This is a genomic window from Natronococcus pandeyae (assembly GCF_008122205.1).
In the GTDB taxonomy this organism is placed as follows: Archaea; Halobacteriota; Halobacteria; order Halobacteriales; family Natrialbaceae; genus Natronococcus; species Natronococcus pandeyae.
Map to the genome: position 1 here is coordinate 15,194 of NZ_PHNJ01000020.1, position 12,289 is coordinate 27,482.

General features: G+C 66.4%; 13 protein-coding genes and 1 tRNA gene. 6 read left to right on the plus strand and 8 right to left on the minus strand.

All coding sequences use genetic code 11. The annotated features are described in order from the left end of the window. Window positions 1-6: 6 nt before the first annotated feature. The 5 genes from CV102_RS23165 to CV102_RS23185 all read right to left on the minus strand — a co-directional run bounded on the left by CV102_RS23165 (window position 7) and on the right by CV102_RS23185 (window position 2,346). A complete protein-coding gene (locus CV102_RS23165) occupies window positions 7-756 on the minus strand; it encodes a DNA-directed RNA polymerase subunit D (protein ID WP_148860385.1) in 750 nt (249 codons plus the stop codon). 3 nt (window positions 757-759) lie between these two features. Beyond that, window positions 760-1,149: a 30S ribosomal protein S11 gene (locus tag CV102_RS23170; protein WP_148860386.1), complete on the minus strand. Its 390-nt coding sequence runs from the start codon at window positions 1,147-1,149 to the stop codon at window positions 760-762. A gap of 1 nt (window position 1,150) precedes the next feature. Next, window positions 1,151-1,672, minus strand: coding sequence for a 30S ribosomal protein S4 (locus CV102_RS23175; RefSeq protein WP_148860387.1), 522 nt, complete (start codon window positions 1,670-1,672; stop codon window positions 1,151-1,153). Then, complete coding sequence (locus CV102_RS23180; protein WP_148860388.1) at window positions 1,672-2,190, minus strand: 30S ribosomal protein S13; 519 nt, start codon at window positions 2,188-2,190, stop codon at window positions 1,672-1,674. The genes CV102_RS23175 and CV102_RS23180 overlap by 1 nt, the downstream gene beginning before the upstream one ends. Before the next feature lie 73 nt (window positions 2,191-2,263). Continuing rightward, window positions 2,264-2,346, minus strand: a tRNA-Ser gene (locus CV102_RS23185). 194 nt (window positions 2,347-2,540) lie between these two features. Here CV102_RS23185 and CV102_RS23190 point away from each other — a divergent pair. The 4 genes from CV102_RS23190 (at window position 2,541) to CV102_RS23205 (ending at window position 7,418) form a co-directional block, all read left to right on the plus strand. Further along, window positions 2,541-3,509, plus strand: coding sequence for a DUF4129 domain-containing protein (locus CV102_RS23190; RefSeq protein WP_148860389.1), 969 nt, complete (start codon window positions 2,541-2,543; stop codon window positions 3,507-3,509). Beyond that, complete coding sequence (locus CV102_RS23195; protein ID WP_148860390.1) at window positions 3,506-5,470, plus strand: DUF58 domain-containing protein; 1,965 nt, start codon at window positions 3,506-3,508, stop codon at window positions 5,468-5,470. Before CV102_RS23190 ends, CV102_RS23195 begins: the two co-directional genes overlap by 4 nt. Beyond that, window positions 5,467-6,015: a DUF7519 family protein gene (locus tag CV102_RS23200; protein ID WP_148860391.1), complete on the plus strand. Its 549-nt coding sequence runs from the start codon at window positions 5,467-5,469 to the stop codon at window positions 6,013-6,015. The genes CV102_RS23195 and CV102_RS23200 overlap by 4 nt, the downstream gene beginning before the upstream one ends. A gap of 137 nt (window positions 6,016-6,152) precedes the next feature. Further along, on the plus strand, window positions 6,153-7,418 hold the full coding sequence (locus tag CV102_RS23205; protein ID WP_187433091.1) for an outer membrane protein assembly factor BamB family protein: 1,266 nt from the start codon (window positions 6,153-6,155) through the stop codon (window positions 7,416-7,418). A 16-nt stretch (window positions 7,419-7,434) separates the two neighbouring features. Here CV102_RS23205 and moaA read toward each other — a convergent pair whose 3' ends face one another. Next, window positions 7,435-8,424, minus strand: coding sequence for a GTP 3',8-cyclase MoaA (gene moaA, locus CV102_RS23210; protein WP_148860393.1), 990 nt, complete (start codon window positions 8,422-8,424; stop codon window positions 7,435-7,437). 216 nt (window positions 8,425-8,640) lie between these two features. Here moaA and CV102_RS23215 point away from each other — a divergent pair, with 216 nt between their 5' ends. Together CV102_RS23215 and CV102_RS23220 are read left to right on the plus strand one after the other, a co-directional pair. Continuing rightward, complete coding sequence (locus CV102_RS23215; protein ID WP_148860394.1) at window positions 8,641-9,309, plus strand: helix-turn-helix domain-containing protein; 669 nt, start codon at window positions 8,641-8,643, stop codon at window positions 9,307-9,309. Between the two features lie 58 nt (window positions 9,310-9,367). Further along, window positions 9,368-9,592, plus strand: a complete 225-nt coding sequence (locus tag CV102_RS23220) for a hypothetical protein (protein ID WP_148860395.1) — start codon at window positions 9,368-9,370, stop codon at window positions 9,590-9,592. Between the two features lie 3 nt (window positions 9,593-9,595). Here CV102_RS23220 and CV102_RS23225 read toward each other — a convergent pair whose 3' ends face one another. Continuing rightward, window positions 9,596-11,056, minus strand: a complete 1,461-nt coding sequence (locus CV102_RS23225; protein WP_148860396.1) for an RtcB family protein — start codon at window positions 11,054-11,056, stop codon at window positions 9,596-9,598. Between the two features lie 139 nt (window positions 11,057-11,195). After that, window positions 11,196-12,260 carry a DoxX family protein gene (locus CV102_RS23230; protein ID WP_148860397.1) on the minus strand — a complete coding sequence of 355 codons (1,065 nt, stop codon included), beginning with the start codon at window positions 12,258-12,260 and terminating at the stop codon, window positions 11,196-11,198. Window positions 12,261-12,289: the final 29 nt, after the last annotated feature.

The window sequence follows — 12,289 nt, forward strand, 5'->3', positions numbered from 1 at the left end:
GTTAGTTTATAGCTGTACTGCGTCTTCGAGCTCGGTCGCACGCGCCTCGATCGTGTCGGCGGCTCGCGTGACCAGTTCCTCGATCGTGAACGAGCCGTCGGTCTCCACGTGGAAGACGAAGGCGTTCGGAACGTCCTCGAGCCGGACCTCTTTGCCCGGATAGCGCTTCGAGAGGTCGTGGTCGAACTCGGTCGTCGACACGAGTTCGCCGTCCTCCTCGATCACGCCACGGACGATCTGGGACTCCTGCTCTTCGAACTCCGGCAGGTCGTCGACGACCTCCACGCGCTGGAGGTGTCGGTAGCCGACCCCGACGCCGCCCTGATGTTTCGCGTGGTTCTTTCCGCGCTCGATCACGGCGTCCGCCTCGGCCTCGAGGCGCTGTCCGTCCTTGAGGTCGATGATCGGGACGTTCTCGTCCGCAGGCTGGACGAGTTCGTCGTTCGAGACGAGATCGCCGGAGTATGCGGTGTCTGGTCCTTCGACGTCGATCGAGAGCGTAACGGTATCGTCCTCGACGAACTCGCCTTCGGGAGGCGTCGTCAGCGGGACGAGCCCGAGCCGGAGTGCGATCTGCTCGTCGAACATAACCGACGAGTTCTCGATGAACCGGACGGTATCGATCGCCATCGTCGGCACGTCGGCGACCATCGCGCGACGGATGCCGTTGGCGAACGCGGGCGTCACCCCACGGACGAGGAACCGCGCCTCGCGATCCTCGCGTTCGACGAACTCGACGTCGTACTCTTCACTCATGGGTCAGTAGCCGCCCTTCCCTTTCGGTGCGCGCGATCCGTCGTGCGGGATCGGCGTGACGTCTTCGATGCGACCGATCTCGATGCCCGAGCGGGCGAGCGCGCGGATCGTCGCCTGTGCGCCGGGTCCGGGGGACTTCTGAAGGTTGCCGCCGGGGCCACGCACGCGAACGTGCAGACCCGTGATGCCGGCAGCCTTGACCTCCTCGGCGACGGACTCGGCCATCTGCATGGCCGCGTACGGCGACGCCTCGTCGCGGTTCTGCTTGACCGCCGTCCCACCGGAGGACTTGGCGATCGTCTCCGCGCCCGTGAGGTCGGTCACGGTCATGACCGTGTTGTTGAACGATGCGTGCACGTGGGCGACTCCCCACTTATCGTCGTCCTGACTCATGTTATTGACCCTCCGCTCGCTCCGGGTGGAGCTCGTCTGCAAGTGGACTGTTCTCCTCGAAGTCGACGAGATCCTCCTCGTCGACGTCGACGACGTACGACGGAATACAGTGTCGCTGGCCGTCGACGATGATGTGCCCGTGCGTAATGAACTGCCGAGCCTGCTGGGTCGTGTTGGCGAGCCCCTTGCGGTAGACGACCGTCTGGAGACGGCGCTCGAGGACGTCCTCGACCTCGAGGCTGAGGACGTCGCCGAGTTCGTCCGCTTCGTCGAGAATGCCGACGCGCTTGAGTCGCCCGAGGAACTCCTCGGAGCGACGAATGACGATCTCGTCGTCCTGGGGCTGGCCGAGCAGGTCACGGGCCTCGCGCCGGTAGGAGCGAAGCTCGGACTGTGCTCGCCAGAGCTCTTCTTTGTTACTGAGGCCGTAGCGATCGAGCAGCGAGTGCTCGTTCGAGATGCGCTCTCCCTGGTAGGGGTGGTTCGGCGTCTCGTACTGTTTGGTGTCAGTTCCGAGCGGCATTATTCGTCATCCTCCTCGGCGGCAGCTTCCTCTGCCTGTTCTTCGCGGATCTCTTCGACGTTGACTCCGATGGTGCCCTCGGTACGACCCGTGGACTTGGTTCGCTGACCGCGAACCTTCTGGCCGCGCTTGTGGCGCGATCCCTTGTAGGAGTCGATCATCTTCATCCGGTTGATATCGTGCTGCCGGGTCAACTGGAGATCGTTCCCGATCTCGTGAGTCGTCTCGCCGGAGTAGAAGTCGTGCTGGCGGTTGTTGAGCCAGTCCGGGACTTCGTCAGCGTAGCTCTCTACGACTTCGACGACCTCGTCGATGACGTCGTCGTCGAGTCGGCCGAACGTCGCCGTTCGGTCGACGCCCGCTTCGTTGGCGATGATTCGGGCGGTCCGTCGACCGATCCCGTTCATCTCCGAGAGCGAGCGCTCGACGGACTTCGTCCCGTCGAGGTCGGTTTGACCGATGCGGACGAAGTACTGAAGGTCTTCGTCCTCTTGTTCTTGAGGTTCTTCCTCGCTCATGTGTTGTGTATGTGTGTCTGGTGTTCGCGCGTTGCAAAGACGACCGGCTGAAGTGCCGGTCGAGTGAAACCGACGTCGTGGCGGGGATTCGAACCCCGGAGGCTTGACGCCACATGGTTAGCAACCATGCGCCTTGGGCCGCTTGGCTACCACGACACCGTTATCTATCATCGCCCGTCCGGACTCGGGGACTGCGTCCCCTGCACGTATTGCATACAAACCTATCGCCGATGGGTACTTAAGGGCAACGAATGGCAACGGCGACCGCCCTCCGTGAGAGAGCCGTCGGCGTCCCGTTAGAAGCGAAGGACCCCCGCTTATTACCATCGCGTTCGTACCGACCGTAACGAGTGTCACGAAAGGAACCTTTCGTCCGACTCGTCGCCGCCGTCGCGGCAATCGTCGCGATTGCGCTGGCAGCAGCGACCGTCCGCTCTCCGCTCGAGACCAGCGGCTCCGGCGGGGCCGGCGGTGGCGACGGCGACGGCTCCGGTGCCGGCCAGCCGCCGCCCGCGGATCCCCCGGTGAGCGGCGAGATCCCGCCCTTCCTCGAGTACCTCGTCTACGTCGTGGTCGCCCTCCTCGCGGTCGTCGTCGTCTGGTATCTCCTCGCGAACCGGCGGGAGGCGGTGAAACTGATCGCGATCGGATTACTCGTCGCCCTCGTCACCGTCGTCCTGGCGTACGGAATCATGAACGCGAGCGATCTCTTGCTCTCTTCGAACGCCACTCCTCAGGAACCGGCCAACGAGTCACCCGGACTCCCCGGCGACGGTGGCGAACCGGGAAGCGGTGACGACGGCAGTTCGATGCCGACCAGTCCGTTGCTCGTCGTCCTGGCGCTGCTCGCCGCCGTCTTCGTCGGCGGGGTGTTGCTCTCCCGCGATTCCGGTGGGACCGACGAGCTATCCGAACCGAACGCCGTCGCGCCGACGGCGGAGGATGCAGACGCCGCTGCGGTCGGCTCCGCCGCCGGCCGCGCGGCCGACCGAATCGACGAGGGGACCGCCGTCGACAACGAGGTGTACCGTGCCTGGCGGGAAATGACGACCCTGCTCGAGGTCGAGCGTCCCGAGTCGAGTACGCCGCGCGAGTTCGCCGACGCGGCCGTCGACGCCGGACTCGAGCGCGATCACGTCGAGGAACTCACCCGGCTGTTCGAGGACGTCAGGTACGGCGACGTCGAAACCACGGCAGCGATGGAAGAACGTGCGGTCTCGGTCCTTCGCCGGATCGAGACCGAGTACGCTCGAGACGAATCGGAGTCGGCCGATACCGGAGACGACCGCACGCTCACCGACGGCGGTGGTTCGACGTGAACGTCCGCCCGACGCTGCTCGTGTTGGGACTGGCCGCGTTCGCCGGCGGCGTCGCGGCCCTGTTCGGCGTGCTCGAGATCGCCCTCTCCCAATCGATCGCTGTCATCGTCGGTCTGCTCGCGGTCGTGATCGGGATCAGGTCGCTGCTCAACCGCGGTGACGCGAACCGCACACCGACGCCGGATCCCGAGCGCCGAACCGCCGTTCCCGTTCCCGGCGAGACGCTGGCCGAAGCGATCGGCGCGTTTCGAACGGCCAAGACCAGCTATACGCCCACCAGCCGACGAACGACCGACGGACTGCGGGCGGCAGCGATCGCCGCCCTCACCCGCTTCGACGGCCGCACGGAGGACGAAGCTGCCCAGCAACTCGAGGACGGCACCTGGACCGACGATCCGGTGGCGGCCGCGTTCCTCTCCACCTCACTCGATCCTCCATCGCGATCGGTTCGCGACCGACTGGCGGCCATCACCGGGCGCAAGAGCCGTTTCTACACCCAGGTTCGACACGCAGTCGCCGCTATCGCCGTGATCGGGTACGAGAGCGGCGACGCCGCAGCGCGGTCCCTGCCGCGGTACGATCGAACTGACGACGAACGCGCCGACACCGATCGTGCGGCGCGAACCACCACGAAGGCCGTCGATGGGATCAGTCGCACGCGGGAGCGCTCGACCGACTACTGGTACGGTATCGGCGTCGTCGCGCTGTTCGCCGTCGGTATCGGCGTCGTCTCCGAATCCCCCGCCGTCGTGCTCGCCGGCGTCGTCGGCGTCGGTTACGCCGCCTTCGCCCGCGCGCTCGAACCACCCGAACTCGAGCTATCGGTCGACCGCCAGTTGAGCGACGCCGAACCGGTGCCCGGCGACGATATCGACGTCACCGTGACGATCACCAACGAGCGCGACGCGTTCGTTCCCGACCTCCGGTTCGTCGACGGCGTCCCCTCTGGACTGGCGGTCACCGACGGCTCGAGCCGCCTCGGCACCGCGTTGCGCCCCGGCGAGTCGGTTACGCTCGAGTACACGGCCGCCGTCCGGCGCGGCAGTCACGAGTTCGATCCCGCCCTCGCGGTCGTCCGCGACCTCTCGCGGTCGACGGAGCGCGAGTATCTGGTCGGCAGCGAGACGACGGTCGTCTGCGAACCGGAACTGCGACCGGTCGCGGCGCCCGTCCCGCTCCGGGCGACGGCGGCCTCGTTCTCGGGCCGACTCGAGACGGCCGAGGGAGGGGCGGGAACGACCTTCCACTCCGTCCGGGAGTATCGCAAGAGCGATCCGCTCTCCCGGGTCGACTGGAACCGCCACGCCAAGACCGGCGACCTCGCGACGCTCGAGTTCCACGAGGAACGAGCGGCACGCGTCGTCGTGCTCGTCGACGCACGGAAGGCGGCCCACCTCGCTCCGGAACCCGACGCGACCAACGCCGTCGATCGATCGGTTACCGCTGCGGGGCGGATCGCCGCCTCGCTGCTCGCAGAGGGCGACACCGTCGGCCTCGCCGGACTCGGTCCGGTCGACCGGGACGGCGGTACCGAAGCGGGCAGGGAGTCGTGTTGGCTCGCGCCCGCATCGGGCCGCCACCACGAGGTTCAGTTCGCGGAGTTGCTCGCGACGCATCCGCAGTTCTCGGCGGTACCACCGGCCGACGAGGGGCGGTGGCTCTGGCAACTGCGAACGATCAGGCGGCGGCTCTCCGCAGAGACCCAGATCGTCTTCCTCACGCCGCTCTGTGACTACGTGTCGGCGGACGTCGCTCGCCGACTCGACGCCCACGGCCACCCGGTCACCGTCGTCAGTCCGGATCCGACGGCCGACGAGACGGTCGGCGAACGGCTGGCCCGCGTCGCCCGCCGCGTTCGACGATTCGACCTGCAGCGCGCGGGAATCCCGGTCGTCGACTGGCCCGCCGACGAGTCGATCGACGAGGTGTTTGCTCGCCACTCCGCGGGTGGTCGCCGATGACCGAAATCACCCGCCGGCCGACGGCCCGCTCGAGCGTCGTCGCGGCTGGGGCCGCGCTCGTCGCCGTCTTCGCCGCCGGAACCGGCGGGACCAGCGCACTCGCGTTCGCCGCGTTCGGTCTCGTCGTCTTCGCCGTCGGTCTGGGTATCGGCCACGGCCGGGCGGTCGACGCCGGCGCACTCGTGCTCTTCTTCGGGGTCGTCGTCGGCGGACTCGAGACGACTACGGTCGAACCGACCGTCGTCGGAACGATCGCGACGGTAGTCGCCTGGGACGTCGCCCACGGCGCCATCGACCTCGGCGATCAGCTCGGTCGGGAGGCCGAGACGGGTCGGCTCGAGGCGGTACAGGTCGTCTCGAGTCTCCTCGTCGGCCTGCTGTCGGGGACGGCCGGCTACGCGGTCTACGTCGTCGGCGGCGAGGGACAGCCGATCGGTGCGGTGGTGTTGCTGGTGGTCGCGGCGGTGCTCATCGTCGTCGGATTCGGCAGCCGAAACGCCGGAAAGTCGGCTCGGCGGCGGCGAAACCGGACGCGAAGCCCCTGAAACGATCGCTTCCCGTTCCGCTTCGGTCGAGACGACCGATCTGACTCGAATTTTCGCCACGGCCTCGACGTTCGATCGTTGTCGGATCGCTCACAGTTACAAAAAACTCATGGTAATCGGCACTGGACTCGAGCATCGTGCCCTCCAGACGCGCCGTCGTCTCGCTACTCGCCGCCGGACTCGCGGGGTGTACCGCGCTCCGCGCCGATCCCGACCCCGAACCGCCCGGTTCGACGTCGTATGCGTGGCCGTCGGTCAACGCGACGCCGGCAAACACGCGGACCGTGCCGGACGGAACGATCCGAAATCCCGGGTCCGACTCGCCGATAGAATACGGGGTGGACGCGATCGACATCGCCGGCTCGTACGCCAGAGCACCGGTCGTCGACGACGGGAAGACCGTTCTGGTCGCTCCCGCTGAGGAAGACGACGCCTGCGTCGTGACCTGTCTCGACACCGGGGAGGAGCAGGGCTGGCCTGCGGTCCGCTGGCAGCGGCGACTCGAGCGAGAATTTCCGGACGGCGCACCGGCGATCGCGGACGACCGCGTCGTCCTCACCGTCAGCGACGAGACGGGCGTCTCCGCGGGCGGCGACGGACTGCTGGCGGCGCTGTCGATGGCCGACGGCGAACTCGAGTGGTCCCGTCCGCTCGAGCGCGGATCAGGGTTTACGCCGACGGTCGCCGACGGCACCGTCTACCTGCGGACCACGAACGGGATCGTCGCGGTCGACGCGGCGACCGGCGAGGAGGAGTGGAGCGACGCGCTGCCGACGCTGGAACACCCTCACCAGCGTCACACGCACACCGAACAGTTGGCTCCGGCCGTCGACTCGAATCGGGTGTACGTTCCCGGCGAGGACGAACTCGTGGTCTACGACCGAGACGGGGATCGGCAGTGGAACGTCTCGCTCGCCCCTCCCGTCGGTGCGCCCGCAGTCGCCGACGGAACGGTGTACTGCTGCGCCGGGGGCGAGTTACGCGCGCTCGAGGCGGCCGACGGCAGCCGGCGATGGACCGAATCGGACGTGGTGTCGATCGCACCGGCGGTCGCCGAGGACGCGGTCGTCGTCGTGGGACCACGGCGTGGGAAAGCCGGGGGGACGGTACGTGCCCTCGAGCCGGAGACGGGGACGAAAACGTGGGACGCGGACGTCCACTTTCAGGGATGGGGGGGCTTCGCCCCGTTGATCGTCGGTGAAACCGTCGTCGTCAACGCCAATCGACGGATGGTCGGGCTGGCGACCGATACCGGCGCCACGCGCTGGGAAACGGAGAAGGACGATTCGCGGTGGCACCTCGCGGCGGCGGACGGCCGCGTGTACAACTACGGGGACGATAGCGACGGCGACTCGAGTCGCACCTACCGGTTACAGGTGTTCGGGGAGCGAGGTAACTCGTGAGAAGTGGGTGGGTGTTTCAGACCTCGGCGTACTCCTCGATGTACTTGTCGTTGACCTCCCACTCGCCCGCGTCGTTCTTGACCATGTACTCGCCGTAGTAGGGAACCCGGTTCGCGACGACCTCGCGGAACGCCTCGCGGATCTCGTCTTTGGTCATCTCGCCCATCGGCCGGAGGTCGTCGTTGCGGTTGAGACAGCCTTTCAGGAAGCCCTGGTGGGTGACCCGAACGCGGTGGCAGTTCGCACAGAAGGTGGGGTTCTCGACGGGGTCGACGATTTCGACCATCCCCCGTCCGTCGCCGTCGTCGCTACTGACCCAGTACCGTTTCCGGTCGTGCATCTCGCGGCGTTCGACCTCGTCGGCCTGTTCGGCGAGCCAGTCGTGGACCCGCTGGATGTCGATGTTCCACTCGGGCTTGCCCGTGAGTTCGGGCATGTACTCGATCAGCTGGAGCTGCAGTCCCTCGTTTTCCGCGACGTGGTCGACCATCTCCGGGACGTAGCCGGCCGTGTGCTCGAAGACGACCATGTTGAGTTTGACCGGATCCAGGCCCGCCTCGAGCGCGGCGTCGACGCCCTCGAGCACCTTCTCGTACGCGCCGCTTTTGGTCACGGCGGCGAAGTCCTCTGGATCGAGCGCGTCTTGGGAGACGTTGACCCGCTCTAAGCCGGCGTCGACGAGGTCCTCGGCCCGGCCGGGGAGGAACGTGCCGTTCGTCGTGAGTGAGACCTCCATCTGGTCGGGCGTGCGTTCGATGATCTCCTCCAAGTCCTGTCGGAGCATGGGTTCGCCGCCGGTGAACTTGACCGAGTCGACGTCGAACTCGGCGGCGACCTCGAGGAATCGAACGACCTCGTCGGCAGTCATCTCGTCGTCCTGTGGATCCATCGGACCGCGAGTGTCTCCGAGTCCCTCGTTGTGGCAGTAGATGCAGTCGAAGTTGCACCGATCGGTGAGCGAGACCCGAACCCCCGTCACCTCGCGCCCGAACTCGTCGGTGAGCATACTCACCCTTTGCAGGCGAAACTGCTTAAATACGCTGGAGGATTCGAGGCGATGTAACTAGTTTTGGTTTCGCAATCGGCGGATCGGAGTCGTCCCGTGCGGTTGTCACATCGGCACTGCCCGTCCGGGAGTACGAGCGCCGCGTCGGAGTGGGGATGGGACGGAGTGACGGTGAGGGGTGTATGACTCTTGGGGACGGAGGTTGTGAGCACTGCTATGAGTACTATCGCCGAACTCACCGTTCCCGCCGAGGAGTTCGCACTGGGGCAGACGCTCGATGTCACGACCGGTCTCGTCGTCGAGATCGAGCGTGTCGTCGCTTACGATCCCGACCGCATCATGCCCTACGTCTGGTTTCTCGCCGACGAGGCGACGCTCGCGGAGGCCGACGACGCGCTTGCAACGGACTCGACGGTCGTAGAGGCCGAACTCCTCTCCGATCTCGGTGACGAGCGCCTGTATGCGGTGGACTGGACCGACGACGTCACCGACGTTCTCGGGCTGCTGACCGGAGAACATTCGACGGTGCTCGAGGCCACGGTCGAGAACGCGCAGTGGCGTTTTCGGGTGCTCTTCCCGGAGCGGGACGTGCTGTCCCGGACCTACGAGTTTGCGACCGACCAAGGAGTGTCGATCGACCTCCAGAAGATCCACCGACTCGACGAGACCCGTCACAGCCGATTCGACCTGACCGACGCCCAGCACGAGACGCTGGTCGCGGCGCTGGATCGCGGCTACTACGATATCCCGCGAACGATCGACATGGAGGAACTGTCGGACGAACTCGAAATCTCACATCAGGCGCTGTCCGAGCGGTTGCGACGGGCTCATCGATCCCTCGTCGAAGAGGCGGTCGGCGTCGACGACTCCGAGGACGACGACTGAACGTATCGTCGGCCGTCTCCGGCAGAACACCTACCACCATCGATGTCGAAGCCCTGCTATGGATCAGGAGATGCTCGCCGACCAGCGTCGCCTCGTCGAACTCGTCGAAGCCGAGGGCTGGGACGTCACCGACCTCGAGATCTCGGCCTACGACAGCCCGTGGGCCGACGAAGACGATCCGGAGGCAACCGTGACGATCACCGCCCGGAAACCGTACGAGAGCGACGATGGGGACGAGGGAGACGATCGCGAAGACGGCGACAACCCGTTCCGAGTGAACTGAGCGCTATCCTTTGATGTTGCAGACGGGGAACGTCCGCGCGACTTTGTCACCGATGCCCAGTTCGTCGGAGACGCGGACGACCTCGTCGACGTCCTTGTAGACGCCTGGTGCCTCCTCGGCGACCGTCGCGCCCGACTGGGCCTTCACGTAGATCTGCTGTTGGTCCTCGAGTTCCTGCTGGACGTCGCCGCCCCAGTACTCGTTTTTCGCCTGCGTGCGGCTCATCAGCCGCCCCGCCCCGTGGGCGGTCGAGCCGAAGGTGAGATCCATCGAGTTCTCGCCGCCGCGCAGCACGTAGCTCCCCGCGCCCATGCTGCCGGGAATGATCACTGGTTGGCCGACGTCCCGATAGGCCTTCGGCACCTCGGGGTGGCCCGCCGGGAACGCCCGCGTCGCGCCCTTCCGGTGGACGTAGAGTTCGCGTTCTGCTCCGTTCACGGTGTGCATCTCTTTTTTGGCGATGTTGTGTGCCACGTCGTACAGGAGATCCATCTCCATCGACTCCCAGGAGCGGTCGAAGACGCGCTCGAACACCTTCCGGGTGCGGTGCATGATCAGCTGGCGGTTGACCCACGCGAAGTTGATCGCCGCGTTCATCGCACCGTAGTAGTCCTCGGCGAGCTGGGATCCCGCAGGTGCCGCGGCCAGTTCTTTGTCCGGGAGCCGGTCCAGCAGCCCCTTGTGCTGTTGCTCGATCTTGCGCAGGTAGTCGTTGCAGGTCTGGTGGCCCAGTCCGCGGGAGCCACAGTGGATCAGGACGACGATCTGGTCCTCTTCGAGCCCGAACGCGGCGCCCACCTCGTCGTCGAAGACGTCCGTGACGCGCTGGACCTCGAGGAAGTGGTTCCCCGAGCCCAGCGAGCCGATCTGGTTCTTCCCGCGGTCTTTGGCTTTCTGACTCACCTTGTCGGGGTCCGCGCCCTCGCGCATCCCCTCGTCCTCGCAGTGGAGCAGGTCCTCCTCGACGGCGTGACCGTGCTCGAGCGCCCAGTCGACCCCTCGAGCCAGAATCTCGTCGACGGTGTCGACGCCGGCCTCAACGATGCCGCCGCCGCCGAGTCCCGAGGGGACGTTGGCGAACAGCGAGTCGACGAGTTCCTCCTCGTGACCCTGCACCTCGTCGTAGGTGAGGTTCGTCCGCATCATCCGGACGCCGCAGTTGATGTCGTAGCCGACCGCACCCGGCGAAATACAGCCGTCTTCGGCGTCGAGTGCGCCGACGCCGCCGACCGGGAAGCCGTAGCCCTGGTGGCCGTCGGGCATACAGATGGCGTGGTTCGTGATCCCCGGCAGGTGGGTGGTGTTCTTGATCTGTTCGATCGTCTTGTCCTCGGAAATCTCCTCGAGTAGCGCCTCGCTGGCGAGGATTCGGGCGGGGACGCGCATCCCCTCCTCCTGGGGGATCTCCCAGACGTACTCGCGAACGCGCTCGAGCGTGACGCCGTCTGCGTCGAAGGTGGTCATACGTGAACGTCGGTCCGCGACGCTCAAAGAACGTTCGCCTCTCTCGGACGGCGAGGGGAGGGCACACGTCACACGACCGAACGTTACTGTCAGCTTCCCGCTCTTCCCGTCCAGTTTCAGCCGGTAGCACCGGTGCAGTTCACTTCGACGCCGTCAGCCGTCCGTCGAGACCGAGCGGTCCGCTGCCGGTGATCAACAGCACTGAGGCCATCCCGAAGAGCCCGACGTGAGCGAGAACCGGGTCGTCGGGGAGCGCAAAGAGCGTGAGCGTGAACATCGCGATCGCCGTCGCGGCCGTCGCGCGGGTGAACAGGCCGACGATCAGCGCCACACCCAGCGCGATCTCCGCCAGTCCCGCACCCAGCACCCACAGCTCCGGCGTGACGGGGGCGACGGCGGCCAGATCGTACTGATCGACCACCGCGAGCGCGATACCCGGCCGCAGGATCTTCTGGGTCAGGCCGAGATAGACGAACGTGACGCCGAGTCCGAGGCGGGTTACCGTCGGCAGATACCGCTCGTGGGCCGCGTTCCAGTCCTGAAAACGGCGCGCGTAGTCGTAGACGACGTCGAACCGCCCGTAGAGGGTTCCGGGCGTGCCGGCCATCCGCTGGAGCACGTGATCGGCGCTCGGCTTGCCGCTGCCCACGAGTGCGATCGCGAGCAGGCCGCCCACGAACTCGAGTTGCAACAGGAGCGTCGGCCAGATCAGGACCCCGACGAGATACGTTCCGAGGGTCAGGAGGGCGACGATCCGGGTTCCGAGCCCGAACAGCAACAGAAAGCCGAGTCCGACCTGCAGGAGACGAAGATCGACCTCGAGGGCGGGACTGATGAAGTAGCCGCCGAACCCGGCTCCGATCAACGGAATGCCAAACGAGATCCGCAACAGCCACGGCACGTACTCGGTGTACTCACCCATCGCGTCCCTGAAGGCCGCGACGTCTCGAGGAACGGGGCGGATTCGGCGGTAGGCCGCTACGGCGACGAGAGCGGCCAATCCGCCCGCGAACAGCGGTCCAACGACCAGCGGATCGGTCAGCGCGTCCGCGAGAAACTCGCTAACCGAAACGTCGTACTCGTCGTCGACGACGTACTCCTCGTGGGCGGTCACAGAGCCGACGCCGGCACCGGCCAGAAAGAGAACCGAGAGGGTGACGGAGAGAACGATTTCGAGCGGTCGCGAGCGGCGAGCGAACGTCATCATCTAGTCCCAGACGAATGCGACGGAAA

Bases quoted from the DNA above. Each gene is read 5' to 3' on its own strand.
- moaA (WP_148860393.1), bottom strand. From the start codon at position 8,424: ATGCTCACCGACGAGTTCGGGCGCGAGGTGACGGGGGTTCGGGTCTCG.
- CV102_RS23200 (WP_148860391.1), top strand. From the start codon at position 5,467: ATGACCGAAATCACCCGCCGGCCGACGGCCCGCTCGAGCGTCGTCGCG.
- CV102_RS23165 (WP_148860385.1), bottom strand. From the start codon at position 756: ATGAGTGAAGAGTACGACGTCGAGTTCGTCGAACGCGAGGATCGCGAG.
- CV102_RS23170 (WP_148860386.1), bottom strand. From the start codon at position 1,149: ATGAGTCAGGACGACGATAAGTGGGGAGTCGCCCACGTGCACGCATCG.
- CV102_RS23215 (WP_148860394.1), top strand. From the start codon at position 8,641: ATGAGTACTATCGCCGAACTCACCGTTCCCGCCGAGGAGTTCGCACTG.
- CV102_RS23180 (WP_148860388.1), bottom strand. From the start codon at position 2,190: ATGAGCGAGGAAGAACCTCAAGAACAAGAGGACGAAGACCTTCAGTAC.
- CV102_RS23225 (WP_148860396.1), bottom strand. From the start codon at position 11,056: ATGACCACCTTCGACGCAGACGGCGTCACGCTCGAGCGCGTTCGCGAG.
- CV102_RS23220 (WP_148860395.1), top strand. From the start codon at position 9,368: ATGGATCAGGAGATGCTCGCCGACCAGCGTCGCCTCGTCGAACTCGTC.
- CV102_RS23175 (WP_148860387.1), bottom strand. From the start codon at position 1,672: ATGCCGCTCGGAACTGACACCAAACAGTACGAGACGCCGAACCACCCC.
- CV102_RS23230 (WP_148860397.1), bottom strand. From the start codon at position 12,260: ATGACGTTCGCTCGCCGCTCGCGACCGCTCGAAATCGTTCTCTCCGTC.